This window comes from Marinobacter sp. E2 (assembly GCF_055755345.1).
In genome coordinates this window covers 1,137,602-1,151,309 of record NZ_CM146911.1, presented here as the reverse complement: position 1 = coordinate 1,151,309, position 13,708 = coordinate 1,137,602, and the positions used below count along the sequence as shown (strand labels likewise).

13 protein-coding genes are annotated in these 13,708 nt (G+C 61.4%); 8 read left to right on the top strand and 5 right to left on the bottom strand.

Features of this window, described 5'->3' with window-relative positions:
- The first annotated feature begins 82 nt into the window (after positions 1 to 82).
- Positions 83 to 511 carry a DUF7282 domain-containing protein gene (locus AC0J1C_RS05290; RefSeq protein ID WP_375193750.1) on the top strand — a complete coding sequence of 143 codons (429 nt, stop codon included), beginning with the start codon at positions 83 to 85 and terminating at the stop codon, positions 509 to 511.
- 22 nt (positions 512 to 533) lie between these two features.
- On the opposite strand, the gene AC0J1C_RS05285 is transcribed toward AC0J1C_RS05290, so the two are convergent.
- From AC0J1C_RS05285 to AC0J1C_RS05275, 3 genes are all read right to left on the bottom strand, one after another.
- Positions 534 to 1,877, bottom strand: coding sequence for a sensor domain-containing protein (locus AC0J1C_RS05285; RefSeq protein ID WP_473046504.1), 1,344 nt, complete (start codon positions 1,875 to 1,877; stop codon positions 534 to 536).
- A gap of 2 nt (positions 1,878 to 1,879) precedes the next feature.
- Positions 1,880 to 2,116 (bottom strand): hypothetical protein, encoded by a 237-nt coding sequence (locus AC0J1C_RS05280; RefSeq protein WP_091991193.1) that lies wholly within the window; start codon positions 2,114 to 2,116, stop codon positions 1,880 to 1,882.
- Positions 2,117 to 2,215: 99 nt separating this feature from the next.
- Entirely contained in the window at positions 2,216 to 3,592 is a 1,377-nt protein-coding gene (locus AC0J1C_RS05275) for a fibronectin type III domain-containing protein (protein WP_473045895.1), read from the bottom strand.
- A 383-nt stretch (positions 3,593 to 3,975) separates the two neighbouring features.
- On the opposite strand from AC0J1C_RS05275, the gene AC0J1C_RS05270 reads away from it, so the two are divergent.
- On the top strand, positions 3,976 to 4,452 hold the full coding sequence (locus AC0J1C_RS05270; protein ID WP_473045894.1) for a gamma-glutamylcyclotransferase family protein: 477 nt from the start codon (positions 3,976 to 3,978) through the stop codon (positions 4,450 to 4,452).
- 5 nt (positions 4,453 to 4,457) lie between these two features.
- On the opposite strand, the gene AC0J1C_RS05265 is transcribed toward AC0J1C_RS05270, so the two are convergent.
- The gene (locus AC0J1C_RS05265; protein ID WP_473045893.1) at positions 4,458 to 5,738 is read right to left on the bottom strand and encodes an NAD(P)/FAD-dependent oxidoreductase; all 1,281 of its coding nucleotides are present in this window, start codon (positions 5,736 to 5,738) and stop codon (positions 4,458 to 4,460) included.
- A 228-nt stretch (positions 5,739 to 5,966) separates the two neighbouring features.
- Here AC0J1C_RS05265 and AC0J1C_RS05260 point away from each other — a divergent pair, with 228 nt between their 5' ends.
- Complete coding sequence (locus AC0J1C_RS05260; protein ID WP_473046503.1) at positions 5,967 to 7,448, top strand: aldehyde dehydrogenase; 1,482 nt, start codon at positions 5,967 to 5,969, stop codon at positions 7,446 to 7,448.
- Positions 7,449 to 7,517: 69 nt separating this feature from the next.
- On the opposite strand, the gene AC0J1C_RS05255 is transcribed toward AC0J1C_RS05260, so the two are convergent.
- The gene (locus AC0J1C_RS05255; RefSeq protein ID WP_473045892.1) at positions 7,518 to 8,882 is read right to left on the bottom strand and encodes a glutamine synthetase family protein; all 1,365 of its coding nucleotides are present in this window, start codon (positions 8,880 to 8,882) and stop codon (positions 7,518 to 7,520) included.
- Between the two features lie 221 nt (positions 8,883 to 9,103).
- Between AC0J1C_RS05255 and AC0J1C_RS05250 the strand changes: the two genes are divergently transcribed.
- The 5 genes from AC0J1C_RS05250 to AC0J1C_RS05230 all read left to right on the top strand — a co-directional run bounded on the left by AC0J1C_RS05250 (position 9,104) and on the right by AC0J1C_RS05230 (position 13,689).
- Positions 9,104 to 9,436, top strand: a complete 333-nt coding sequence (locus AC0J1C_RS05250; RefSeq protein WP_473045891.1) for a hypothetical protein — start codon at positions 9,104 to 9,106, stop codon at positions 9,434 to 9,436.
- A 270-nt stretch (positions 9,437 to 9,706) separates the two neighbouring features.
- On the top strand, positions 9,707 to 10,813 hold the full coding sequence (locus tag AC0J1C_RS05245) for a polyamine ABC transporter substrate-binding protein (protein ID WP_375193742.1): 1,107 nt from the start codon (positions 9,707 to 9,709) through the stop codon (positions 10,811 to 10,813).
- A gap of 3 nt (positions 10,814 to 10,816) precedes the next feature.
- Entirely contained in the window at positions 10,817 to 11,935 is a 1,119-nt protein-coding gene (gene potA / locus AC0J1C_RS05240; RefSeq protein WP_375193741.1) for a polyamine ABC transporter ATP-binding protein, read from the top strand.
- A 4-nt stretch (positions 11,936 to 11,939) separates the two neighbouring features.
- Positions 11,940 to 12,869 carry an ABC transporter permease subunit gene (locus tag AC0J1C_RS05235; protein WP_473045890.1) on the top strand — a complete coding sequence of 310 codons (930 nt, stop codon included), beginning with the start codon at positions 11,940 to 11,942 and terminating at the stop codon, positions 12,867 to 12,869.
- Positions 12,862 to 13,689 (top strand): ABC transporter permease subunit, encoded by an 828-nt coding sequence (locus tag AC0J1C_RS05230; RefSeq protein ID WP_473045889.1) that lies wholly within the window; start codon positions 12,862 to 12,864, stop codon positions 13,687 to 13,689. Before AC0J1C_RS05235 ends, AC0J1C_RS05230 begins: the two co-directional genes overlap by 8 nt.
- Positions 13,690 to 13,708: the final 19 nt, after the last annotated feature.

The following is a 13,708-nucleotide window of genomic DNA, read 5'->3' as shown; positions in this document are numbered from 1 at the left end:
CTCTGCGCCTCCTGCTCCGTAGCTGCCAGTATCCTGCTTCCGAAAACGGGAATGGGAAACACTGACAGATAAGGAGAATGCCATGAACAAGCACGTGAAACTGTCTACCCTTCTGGCCGCTCTGGTAGCCGGTAGCCTGACCGCCGGCGCAGCCGTTGCCGGCGAGCACAAGGCCGGCGTATGGAGTAACGATCAGTCAGTCGCCAATGGCGTGGTTTCGGCCCGCAAGGTGGTGGCTGAAGATAACGGCTGGCTGGTTGTTCACAGAACCGATGAAGCCATGAAGCCCGGCCCGGTGGTTGCCCATGCGCCGCTTCGCGCCGGTCAGAACATGGACGTGGCGGCCATTCTTACCGAAGACGTCATGCCCGGCGATATGCTGATGCTGATGGTGCACAGCGAGGCCGGCGGCATGAAAACCGGGATTTTCGAGTACACCCTGGGTGCCAAGGAAGACGGCCCAATCCGCAAGGATGGCAAGCTGGTGATGACGACCATCACCGCAAAGTGAGCCAGCCAGCGCTGAACGGCTGTTAGCGGCCGTTCGCGTGCGCCGGGGCCTGGCCCTTGCGGTCAGGCCTCTTGCCGGCGTACATGTTGGTGTCGGCGCAACCAAGCAGTTCCCCCGCCGTTGTCCCGTCCTCCGGGTACATTGCCACTCCGATGCTGCAGGCAATGCGAAGGGACTCCCCGCCCAGATCCACAGGCAGGGTCAGAAGTTCGCGAAGTTTGCTCACTGCCGTCTCAACGTCGTTCCGGTCACCAATGTTGGTGAGCAGTACCGTAAATTCGTCCCCGCCCATACGGGCCACCGTATCCGTATCCCGGGTGCCATCTTCAAGACGATGGGCCACCTCAACGAGAATGCGATCGCCCATCACGTGTCCTCGGGTGTCGTTGATTTCCTTGAAGCCGTCGAGATCCAGAAACAGAAGCGCAATGCGGTTTTCATGGCGGTTGGCAGAGCGCAGCGCGGTTTCCAGGCGATCGTAGAACAGTGCCCGGTTGGTCAAACCGGTCAGGCCATCGTGATGGGCCAGAAAACGAAGCCGTTCCTCCGCCCGTTTGCGATCAACCACCGTTGCCACCTGAGTGGCGACGAACTGCAGCAAATCCTGATCGCCCCGGTCGTAACCCGAGCGAGGCTCCCGGGTTTCAATCACCAGGGCACCCAGCAATCGCTCCCCCACTGTCATGGGCACGCCGAGCCAATTGGCGCCATCCGTGTCGGCCATGCCAACGCCCGGTGTTGCCGGGTCAACCGTTGCCAGCAATGAGCGTTTGGCCAGGGTAACGTCGGCCAGGCCGGTTCCCGGTGTCAGCGCCTGTTCGGTCCAGTCGGCGGCGGTGTGCCAGTCGGGCGACCTGAGCGCGCCGGTATCGGGGTCCTGGAGAATCAGGAAGAAGGCGGACTCGGGAAACAACTCGCCAATCAGCCCCCGCACGCCATCGCACAGGGCTCGGATGGTGGGTGCCTCGTGGGCCGCCTCGGAAATGCGGTACAGCGCATCCCGGGTTTTGTTGGAACGCCTGAGCGCCGTGACATCCCTCGCCACGGCGATCCGCAGGCGGTCTTCCTCGTACCAGCGCGCCGACCAGAGAATGTGAACCACGTGGCCGGCCTTGTGCAGGTATCGATTCTCGAAATCAATGTGGGGCTGACCGGACATCACCCGCTCAGCGGCAGCCCGGGTGCGCTCGAAATCATCCGGATGCAGGTAACTGAGTACCCTGGTGCCGATCATTTCCTCCGGGGTATAGCCCAGCAGCTGTTCGCAGGCTTCGCTGACAAACACGATCTCACCATGCTCATCCACCGCGAAGACGGTATCGAGCAACAGGTTCACGAGCTTCGGGTAAAACGCGCTTGCATCCACCTTCAACGGCCGTCCCCCTTAACGCCGAGCCGGTCCAGATAGAGATGAAGCTCCCTTTCACTCATATCGGCATATTCCAGCACGCGACCATAGAGCATGGCCGTGGGCACGTTGCGGCCACCCAACTCCCGCTGGGTCTCACGCAATACGTAGAGAATCACGCGCTCGGTGCGGGTCAGTCCGTCCCGGACATCGGGAATGGTCTCAAGGAGCGCGGAACGATCATCGGAAGTGGCCACTATGAACTCAATATCAGACAACGGACACTGACATAGTAGCAGGATAGTTGCAGGCCGACAGCCACGCCCGGGGCGGCGTGGCTGTCTTTTTCAGGAGGTTCAGATCTGCTTGTAGACAACCTCGGACAGCCGGCTGCGGTTGCCATCGGTGTCGAGGGTGCGGATGGCGAAGTACCAGGTGCCCTCGGCCAGCTCGTCCACCAGCAGTTCATCAACCGAGGCATCGCCAATGGCCAGGCTCTGATCCAGGTTTTCGGCGCTGGTGCCGTAGACCACTTCGTAACCCGCAATCTCGCCCATGCTGAGGCTTTCGCCATTTTCCCGGGTCAGGGGCGCGGTCCAGCTCAGCAGCGCGGCATTGGCCGGAATGGCAGGTTCTGTGGTGGCGGTTTCCCCGGTGCCTGATCCTGTGGTGGATCCGGTGCCAGACTCCGTGCCGGTTTCGGTGGTGCTGCCTGTTTCCGTGGTACTGCCGGATGTGCCGCCGGTCGCGGTTTCGGTGGAGGTATCGGTGCTACTGCCGGAATCGGCGACGCTGGTTTCACCGCCATCCACCTCGTCGATGGTTTTGAACCGGGTTACGTTCCGGTATTCGACTACCACCAGCTTCTGGCTGATCACGCTGGAGCTCACCACAGCCTGGAGTTCAGACGACTGCAGGGCGGCGGCGCTGATCAGGTCGGCCAGCGCCACGTTGGTACCGTCGCCCATAATGCTGATCTGACCGGTGGCGCGGATCTGGCTGGTGGCATCCGCAAGTACGTCGGAGATGGAATTCCACTGACTGTTGTCGTTGACCAGGGCCAGGAAGGCGGCGTTGGCAATGGCCACTTGGATGGCGTCGGCGGAAACGCTGGTCATCTCGTCCAGACGGGTCAGATCCGGCGGCGTCAGCCGCAGGGCGCCGGCGGGCAAACCAAACCAGTTCTCCACCGTGGTGTAGGCCCCGGAGATGGCTCCCGGAGAGAGACCGTCCGCGCCACGCTCTGCCAGGGTCACTGCCAGGTGGGTCAGCGGAGTGAGGTTAACGGTTTCCAGTTTCAGGTCCCCGGCGCCGCGAAGGGCAAAGCTGCTGTCCAACGCCATACCCTGACCGAAGGCAACCGTCTCGCCGCCGGGCTGATCACAGCCGGGCACGACGTCGCAGATCATCCGCGTGTTGTTATCCGCGGTAAGCTCCACCAGAGCCCAGCCATCAGCCTTGCCACGCAGCTGCCAGGTATAGCTGCCATCGTCTGCGGTCAACACAGGCTTGGCCGCCTGGCGCTGGGGGGCATAGTAACCCTCCTTGTCGGCAATCAGACGATTGGCCACCACCAGGCCCCGCTGAATCACGCCCTTTACCGCCGAACCTGCTATCTGGACACCGGGATCGGCCGATGCGCTGTTGGCGCTGGTTTCCTTCTCGGATGAGTCAAAGCCGCAGCCTGACAGCAGCAGCGCCATGGACAACATCAGCACTCCCTGCTTAGACATTTTTTCGCCGCGATATGACATGTTTTTGCACCAATATTTTGACTACGATGGCCAAATCTTACAGCGGCGGTTTTTGGTTATATGCGCTCTGGTTCCGGATTTTTCCGCAAAATCCGTCAGGAATTTGTCGTTTACGGAGAGATACACGTTGTGATGGAAGGTAACAGCCTGGCCACCATAAACAGAGACTTAAAGCGTTGTTTTTTCGAGCTTCCGTGAACTAAGCTGGTTATGGATCCGGGCACGGCGCCCGACTGGCGCGGGGCCTGATTACAAATTTAAACGTTGCTCAAGCGCGAGCCATTTCACAGTTTTTCACCGGCAGCTCCGCTCCGACGGAGATTCAACACCTGGCCATGCTCTGTTTCAGTTACGGATCAAACATGTCAGCCCGCAGACTCCAGGCCCGGGTGCCCTCTGCCCGCTTCGTGGCGGTGGCGGAACTACCCGGGCACCGGCTTCGATTCCATAAAGTGGCGGGCGACGGCTCAGCCAAGTGCGATGCACAGGAAACCGGCAATCCAAGCGATCGGGTGATCGGTGTCGTTTACGAGATAGACGATGCCGAAAAGCCCGAGCTGGATCGGCACGAGGCGCTAGGGTTTGGCTACGATGAGAAACCGGTGGCACTGAACACGTCGGAGGGGAAAATCGAGGCCTGGATGTACTACGCCACCCGCATCGACAGAACACTGAAGCCCTTTCACTGGTACAAGGATCACGTGCTTACAGGGGCAAGAGAAAACGGTTTACCCGCAGACTACATTGCCCGGATTGAAGCCGTGCCATCCATTGACGACCCGAAACCCGAGCGCCATGCCCGCGAGCTGTCGATTTACGGCAGCCCGCACGCACACTGATTTTTTTAAACGCCGAGCCGGTCCCGTAAGGCGTAGTACCAGGCACCAAGCGCCGTGAACGGCACCCGGAAGGCCCGGCCACCCGGGAAAGGGTAATGGGGCAAACTGGCGAAGGCATCAAACCGCTCCGCCTGGCCCTGCACCGCCAGCGCCAACGCTTTGCCGGCCACGTGGGTGAAGGTTACGCCATGGCCGGAGCAGCCCTGGGAGTAGAACACGTTGTCCTGCAAACGGCCCATTTGTGGCAGGCGCGAGAGCGTGAGCAGGAAATTGCCGGTCCAGGCGTAATCAATGCCCACCCGGTCCAGTTCCGGGAAAGTTTTCAGCATCTTGGGGCGAATCAGCCGCTCGATGTTGGCCGGATCGCGGGCGCCGTACACCACGCCGCCGCCATAGATCAGCCTCTTGTCCGCGGACAGCCGGAAGTAATCCAGCAGGTAGTTGCAATCCTCAACGCAGTTGTCGAACGGCAAAAGCTTTGCAGCCAGCGCTTCGTCCAGTGGCTCGGTGGCGATGATCTGAGAGCCACAGGGCATGGATTTGGCACCAAGCGCCGGCACCAGGCCGCCCAGGTAGGCGTTGCCCGCGAGCACCACGTATTGGGACTTCACCTCGCCCTGTTCGGTTTGCACCGTGGCGATCTTGCCCGGCACGATCTTCACCACCGGTGAGTGTTCGTGAATCACGCCACCCCGGGACTCAATGGCCGCGGCCTCACCCAGCGCCAGGTTGAGCGGATGGATATGGCCGCCGGTGTGGTCAATGGCGCCGCCCACGTAGCGATCGGTGCCAACCCTCTCACGAATCCCATCCCGATCCAGCAACTCGAGCTGCTCGTAGCCGAAGCGTTTCCAGAGCGCCCGCTGGCCCTCCAGGTGGTCCAGCTGCCGGGCATTGAGGGCAGCAAAGATACCGCCCTCTTTCAGGTCGCAATGGATGTGATAACTTTTCACCCGCTGACGGATAATCTGGCTGCCCTCGAACGCCATGCTGGCCAGCAAGTTCAAGTGGTCTGGTGTGGTCTGCCGTTCAATATGGTCAAGATCGCGGCTGAAGCTGTTGACCATCTGACCGCCGTTGCGTCCGGAGGCGCCCCAACCCACGGTTGCGGCCTCCAGCACCACCACCCGGAACCCGGCTTCCGCCAGGAACAGGGCCGTGGACAGGCCGGTATAACCGGCACCGACAACGCAGACATCCGCCTCGCAGGTTCCGCGAAGTGCGGGGCGTAAGGGCGCGGGATTTGCCGAGGCGGCGTAATAGGACGGGACCGGGGGATACTGCATCGTGGGTGGCTTCCTCTGGTTTTACGGGAACGCTGCGACAGCGCTGCTCCCGCGCTCGCAAAACAGAGTCTATGCCAGGTCTCGCATTCGGGAAGACACGTTCTTCTACCTATAGCGCTTCGCCTGCCACACGGGCGATTGTGGCTGAAAGTGCTGCTATGATGGAGCCATCACTTTGCCTGCGAGACACACATGAACCAACCCCTCAGTTCCTCAACGCCCTCCTCCATGTCTGACTGGCAGGCGCTGGCCGAAAAGCTCACCATCGAAGGCCGGGCCTACATCAACGGCGCCTATCAATGGGCCGCCCGGGGTGAGACCTTTGCCTCGGTGAGCCCGCTTGACGGACGGGAGCTTGCCGCCATCGCCAGCTGCGATGACGCCGACGCCGACCTGGCCGTTGAGGCGGCAAAGTCGGCTTTCGAAAGCGGTGTCTGGAGCCAGTTACCACCCGGCAAGCGGAAGGCGGTACTGCTGCGGTTTGCTGACCTTATACAGACCCACGGCGATGAGCTGGCTTTGCTGGAAACCCTGGATATGGGCAAGCCTATTCGCCATGCCCGATCGGTGGATGTACCGGCCACGGCCCGTGCTATCCGCTGGACCGCCGAGGCCATCGACAAGGTGTACGGCGAGCTGGCACCCACGCCCCACAACCAGATTGGCATGATCTCCCGGGAGCCGGTGGGCGTGGTGGCCGCCATCGTGCCCTGGAACTTCCCGATGATCATGGCGTCCTGGAAGATTGCACCGGCCCTGGCCACCGGCAACTCGGTGATTCTCAAACCCTCCGAGAAATCGCCGCTTACCGCCCTTCGCCTGGCTGCCCTGGCCGAGGAAGCCGGTATTCCCGCCGGGGTGTTCAACGTGCTGCCCGGCTACGGACACACTGTGGGCAAGGCCCTGGCCCTGCACATGGACGTGGATTGCCTGGTATTCACAGGCTCCACCAATGTGGCCAAGCAGCTGATGATCTATGCCGGTCAGTCCAACATGAAACGGGTATGGCTGGAGGCCGGCGGCAAGAGCCCCAACATCGTCTTTGCCGATGCCCCCGACCTTAAGAAAGCCGCCGCCGAAGCCGCCAGCGCCATTGCCTTCAACCAGGGCGAAGTGTGCACGGCGGGCAGCCGGTTGCTGGTGGAAAACAGCATTCGCGGAGAGTTTGTCGGGCTGATTTGCGAGGCCCTGAAAACCTGGCGCCCGGGCCACCCCCTGGACCCGGCCACCACCTGCGGCGCGATCGTCGACCAGGCCCAGCTGGACCGCATTATCGACTACATCGGCGTTGGCCAGTCTGAAGGGGCCTCCCTGGTGGAGGGCGGCCAGCGCATTATGGAAGATACCGGCGGCCTGTTTGTGCAGCCCACGGTGTTTGACGGGGTGAACAACCGTATGCGCATTGCCTCGGAAGAAATCTTTGGGCCGGTGCTGTCGGTGATCGGGTTCGACACCATGGATGAGGCCATCGCCATTGCCAACGATTCCATCTACGGCCTGGCAGCGGCGGTATGGACGGCCAACATCAATACCGCCCACAAGGTGGCCAAAGCCCTGCGGGCCGGCAGCGTGTGGATCAACCACTACGACGGCGGGGACATGACTGCCCCGTTCGGGGGCTTCAAGCAGTCCGGCAACGGCCGGGACAAGTCGGTGCATGCCTTCGACAAGTACACCGAACTGAAGGCCACCTGGCTGGTTCTGGAATAAACGCCAGAACGCAAAACGGCGCCCCGTTGGGCGCCGTTTTTGTATCAGGCTACCGTATGGCCGCCGCGCTCACACCGTGTGCAGGTACCAGAGGTATTCCAGGTCCGAGATGGTCATCTCGAATTCCTTGAGCTCGTTCTCCTTGCAGGCGACGAACACATCCAGGAAAGCACTGCCAAAATAGTCCGCCATCACGGCCGATTGCCCCAGCTCCCGCAACGCATCCCGGAGATTATTCACCAGGGTGGCCTCGTGCTGTTCATGGGCGTTACCCACGGTGGCAGGGGGCGGTTCAATCCGGTTGGAAATGCCGTAGTGGATGCCGGCCAGCACCGCCGCCATCAGCAGGTAGGGGTTGGCGTCGGCGCCAGCCACCCGGTGCTCGATGCGCAGGGCATCGGGATCTCCGCCGGGCAGCCGCAAGGACGCCGTGCGGTTGTCCACGCCCCAGGTCGCGGCACTGGGCACGTAATACTCCGGGCTGAAGCGCCGGTAGGAGTTGATGTTCGGGCAGAACAGCGCCATGGCATCGTTCATGGTAGCCACCAGACCGCCCACGGCCCAGCGCAGCATGTCGTTAGGCTGCTCGGCGTCGCCGGCAAACACGTTGCGGCCCTCGCTGTCCTTCAGGCTCACGTGCAGATGCATGCCGCTGCCGGCCTGGTTGTGATAGGGCTTGGCCATGAAGGTGGTGTCCATTTCATGGTCGTAAGCCATGTTCTTGATCAGCCGCTTGAGCAGGGTGGCATGGTCGCAGGCGCGCACGGCGTCCTCGACGTAATGCAGGTTAACCTCGAACTGCCCGGGTGCGGATTCCGCCACCAGGGCGTCCGCCGGCAGCTCCTGCTCGTGGGCCGCATCCAGAACGTCGGCCAGAAATTCGGCATATTCGTCCAGATCATCAATGGAATAGGCCTGGGTACCTGCGGGGCGTTTGCCGGAAATCGGTGACTTGGGCGGCTGAGGGCGGCCCGAGAGGTTTTCCTGGTCAATCAGATAGAATTCCAGCTCGAAGGCAGCCACCGGCGTGAGGCCAAGCTCGTTGAAGCGTTCGACGATGTTCTGCAACACCACCCGCGGATCTGCGAAGAACGGCGTTTCCCGATCCAGTTCGTACATGGTCAGCAGCATTTGGGCGGTCGGCCGCTTCTGCCAGGGTTCCATGGTGAGGGTTCCCTCGATGGGAAGGCAGACCCGGTCGGCCTCGCCAATATCCAGCCCCAGGCCGGTCTCCTCAACCGTTGTGCCCTGAATATTCAGGGCAAAGATGGAGGCGGGCATGGCAACGCCCCGTTCGAACACCTTCGCAAGGGTGGAAGGATCAACCCGCTTGCCGCGGACAATGCCGTTGATGTCCGGGATCAGAAGATCAATAAACTGCAGCTCGGGATGCGCCTGCAGGAAGGCCTCAGCGCCAGCAAAACCAGAATCCATAGGGAACGCCTTACAAAAACTCCGTCAGGCCTGTGGCGAAGGGCCGGCACAGGAGAACCGATCGCTCCTTTATCCTGTTTTTCCGGGTGTTTTGCAAGATAGGCATATACCGTATGCGTCCCGGGCCCGCGCCGGAAAGCCGTGGAGACGCGAGGCCATAAACGGTATGGTTGAACCTCGGCTCGAATAAAAGCAATTCACCGTAGTGCTCGGGAGTACCCATGAAATCGTCCCTCTGCCTGTCACTGTGCCTGCTGGCTTTCAGCCCGACCGGCCTGGCGCAAACCATCGATTACGACCAGCGCAATCTGCATATTTTCTGCGCGTCGCACCTGGCGGTAGTCAGTGAATCGCTGGACAAGGACGGAGATGAGTACCAGGCACTCGAATACCTCTCCGGCATGCACCGTACCGCAGCCCGACGACTGCAGGCGGAGCCCCAGCATTTCGTGGATGTGGTGCAGTACCTGAAGCGGGTGCGCGCCAGCGATCCGCAGAAGTGGCAGGCACTTTCCGACCAGAGTAAACGGGTTTGTCTGCCCGATTCTCAATGACCAGAAGCAGGAAGGGTTTTGATAGGGATAACCCCTGATCCCCGGCGAAAAATTTCAGTAGCGCGAGGTTAAATCTCATGTTAAATATCGCGCGAATACGGTCGGTTCTGCACCGCCGTTTCCAGGACAAGCCTTAAAGGAGTCAAAAGGCGGCAGTCCGGTGTCCTGCAAGGCCACCTGCCACCCGCGGCCACCCTCAGCAGACCTGCACAACACCGCGTGCGTCCTGCACGCTTTGTATCCATCCCTTTTAACTGAGGGACAACACCGATGTTGAAGTTGTGTAAGCCCGCGGCGCTGGCCGCCGCTATTGCTGTGTCACTGGGTACGTCTTCTGCCATGGCGGCCGAAGAGGTGCGTGTCTATAACTGGTCCGATTACATCGCCGAGGATACCCTGGCGAAGTTCACCGAAGAGACCGGCATCAAGGTGATCTACGACGTTTACGACAGTAACGAGATCCTCGAAGCCGCCCTGCTCTCGGGCCGCTCCGGTTACGATCTTGTGGTGCCCTCCAACCACTACGTGGCCAAGCAGATTTCTGCCAACGCCTTCGTGGCGCTGGACCACAGCAAGCTGCCGAACATGAGCAACCTGAACCCGGACCTGATGGACGACCTGGAAAAGGTGGACCCGGGTAGCAAGTACTCCTTGCCCTACCTCTGGGGCACCAACGGCTACGGCTACAACGAAGGCCGTATCCAGGAAATCCTCGGTGACAGCGCGCCGACCGACTCCTGGGCCCTGGTGTTTGATCCGCAAGTAACCGGCAAACTGGCCGCTGGCGGCTGTGGCATCGCCATGCTGGATTCCGGCGAAGAGATGGTGCGTGCGGCCATGGCCTACATCGGCCTGGACCCGAACAGCAACAACGCCGACGACATTAAAAAAGGCGGTGAAGTGATCAAGGCCGTGCGCCCGAACATCACCTACTTCCATTCGTCCCGTTACATTGGCGACCTGGCCAACGGTGACCTGTGCGTGGCCGCCGGCTACTCCGGCGACATCCTGCAGGCCGCTGCCCGTGCCGAAGAAGCCGGCAACGGCAATGTCATCCGCTACACCATCCCGAAAGAGGGTGCGGTGCTGTGGTTCGACATGATGACCATCCCGGCCGGCGCCCCGAACGTGGAAAATGCCCACAAGCTGATGAACTTCCTGATGCGTCCGGAAATCATCGCGGACGTTACCAACTACGTGTGGTATGCCAACCCCAACAAGCCGGCGGATGAGTTTGTGAACCCGGAAATCCTCAGCGACACCAGCATTTATCCCACCGAGGAAGTGCTGAAGAAGCTGTATGTGATGGAAGGCCGGCCTCAGGACGCCCAGCGCCTGATGACCCGCACCTGGACCAGCGTGAAGTCTGGTCGCTGAGCGGTGGAAAACGGCAACAACACCTCCGCGCAAGCGGAGGTGCTTCTCAGCATCCGGGGTGTATCCAAAAGCTTTGACAGCACGCTGGCCGTGGACGATGTCAGCCTGGACATTCACAAGGGCGAGATCTTCGCCCTGTTGGGTGGTTCCGGATCAGGCAAGTCCACGCTGCTGAGGATGCTGGCCGGCTTCGAAACACCGAACGCCGGTCGCATTGTACTGGACGGCCAGGATATCACTGGCCTGCCGCCGTACCTGCGCCCTACCAACATGATGTTCCAGTCCTATGCCCTGTTCCCCCACATGACGGTGGAGCAGAACATTGCCATGGGCCTGAAACAGGACAAGCTTCCGAAGGACGAAATCCGCGAGCGCGTGGCGGCCATGCTCAAGCTCGTGAAGATGGAGCCCTACGCCCGGCGCAAACCCCAGCAACTCTCCGGTGGACAGCAGCAGCGTGTCGCCCTGGCCCGTTCCCTGGCCAAACGCCCGAAGCTGCTGTTGCTGGACGAGCCGATGGGGGCCCTGGACAAAAAGCTGCGCACCGAAATGCAGCTGGAGCTGGTGGACATCCTCGAGAATGTGGGCGCCACCTGCCTGATGGTCACCCACGACCAGGAAGAGGCCATGACCATGGCCAGCCGGATTGCCATCATGTCCCATGGGCGCATTGCCCAGGTGGGGTCACCGGTGGATATCTACGAGAGCCCGAACAGCCGGATGACGGCGGAATTTATCGGCTCGGTGAACATCTTCGAGGCCAACATCCGCGAGGATGAGGCCGACAGCGTTACCCTGGCCAGCGCCCTGCTGGACGCGCCGGTGTTTATCGACCGGGGTGTCACCACGCCCGCAGAAACCACCGAGACCCTCATTGCCCTGCGCCCGGAAAAGATCTATCTCACGGCAGACAAGCCCGAGAGCGAGCACAACTGGAGCTGCGGCACTGTCGACAACATTGCCTACCTGGGTGACATCACGTCCTATTACGTGAAGCTGGCCAGCGGCAAGCGGGTGCAGGCCACCATGGCCAACGTGGAGCGCCGTGGCGAGCGGCCCACCTGGGGCGACCGGGTCTACGTGTCCTGGGAAGCCTCCAGCCCGATCCTGTTGTGGAACTGAACCCATGAAGCGCCGCCTGTTGCCCGCGCCGATATTCGAGCGCGTGCGCGCCGTGCTGTTCCATCGCCGGGCCGTGTTCGGCATTCCGTTCCTGTGGCTGCTGCTGTTCTTCCTGCTGCCCTTCGCCCTGGTTCTGAAGATCAGCCTGACGTCAGCCGTGATGGCCATTCCGCCCTACGAGCCGGTGTTCCGGTGGGTGGAGAACTCGCTCACCGTGGTGGTGAACTTTGGCAACTACCTGTTCCTCGCCTCCGACAGCCTGTACATCGCCGCCTACTGGGGCTCGGTGAAAACCGCCTTCCTGGCAACCGTGGTTTGCCTGCTGATTGGCTATCCCATGGCCTATGCCATGGCCCGGGCGCCGAGGCACTGGCAACTGGTGCTGCTGCTGATGGTGATGCTGCCGTCCTGGACGTCGTTCCTGATTCGCGTGTATGCGTGGATGGGCATTCTCGGCAACCAGGGCCTGCTGAACAGCTTTCTGATGTGGCTGGGCCTGATCAGTGAGCCGCTCCGGATGCTGAACACCAATTTCGCGGTGATTCTGGGCATCGTCTACGCCTACCTGCCGTTCATGGTGCTGCCCATCTACACCAACCTGGTGAAGCTGGACGTGCGCCTTCTGGAGGCCGCGTCGGATCTGGGCTGCCGCAGCCTGACCACCTTCTGGGCCATCACCCTGCCGCTCTCGAAGGCCGGCATTCTGGCCGGCTCCATGCTGGTGTTCATTCCCGCGGTGGGTGAGTTTGTGATTCCGGAACTTCTTGGTGGGCCGGACACCCTGATGATCGGCAAGGTGTTGTGGGAGGAGTTCTTCAACAACCGCGACTGGCCGGTGGCCTCGGCGCTGGCGATTGTGATGCTCGCGTTGCTGCTGGTGCCGATTGTGCTGTTCCACCGCTTCCAGGCCAGGGAGATGGAAAAGAATGGTTAAGCTCAGGACCCCCGGTTTCTCCAGGACCATGCTGGTACTGGGCCTGCTGTTCCTTTACCTGCCGATGTTCGTGTTGATCGTGTATTCGTTCAATGCATCCCGGCTGGTGTCGGTTTGGGCGGGCTTCTCGACCCACTGGTACGGCGAGCTGTTCCGGGACCAGCAGATCCTGTCGGCGGTGTGGATGAGCCTCCGGATTGCCTTCTACGCCGCCAGCATGGCGGTGTGCCTGGGCACCCTGTGCGCGTTCGTGATCACGCGGTTCAAGAACATGCGTGGCCGTACCCTGCTCTCGAGCATGATCACGGCGCCGCTGGTGATGCCCGAGGTAATCACCGGCCTGTCGCTGTTGCTGCTGTTTGTGCAGATGGCGCAAACCATCGGCTGGCCGGCAGACCGGGGCATGGCCACCATCTGGATAGCCCATACCACCTTCTGCAGTGCCTACGTGGCGGTAGTGGTGTCGGCCCGGTTGCAGGAAGTGGACCGCTCCATTGAAGAGGCGGCCATGGACCTGGGCTGCACGCCCCTGAAGACGTTCTTCGTGATCACCCTGCCGGTGATTGCCCCGGCGCTGGTATCCGGCTGGCTGCTGGCCTTCACCCTGTCCCTCGATGACCTGGTGATTGCCAGCTTCGTATCTGGCCCAGGCGCGACCACGCTGCCGATGGTGGTGTTCTCCTCCGTGCGCATGGGCGTTTCCCCCAAGATCAACGCCCTGGCCACGCTGATCATTCTGGCGGTCTCGCTGATCGCGTTCATTGCCTGGTACCTCATGCGCCGGGCCGAACACAAACGGCTGGAGAAGCCGGACGCCTGACCGGTTGTGCGTTCCCTGC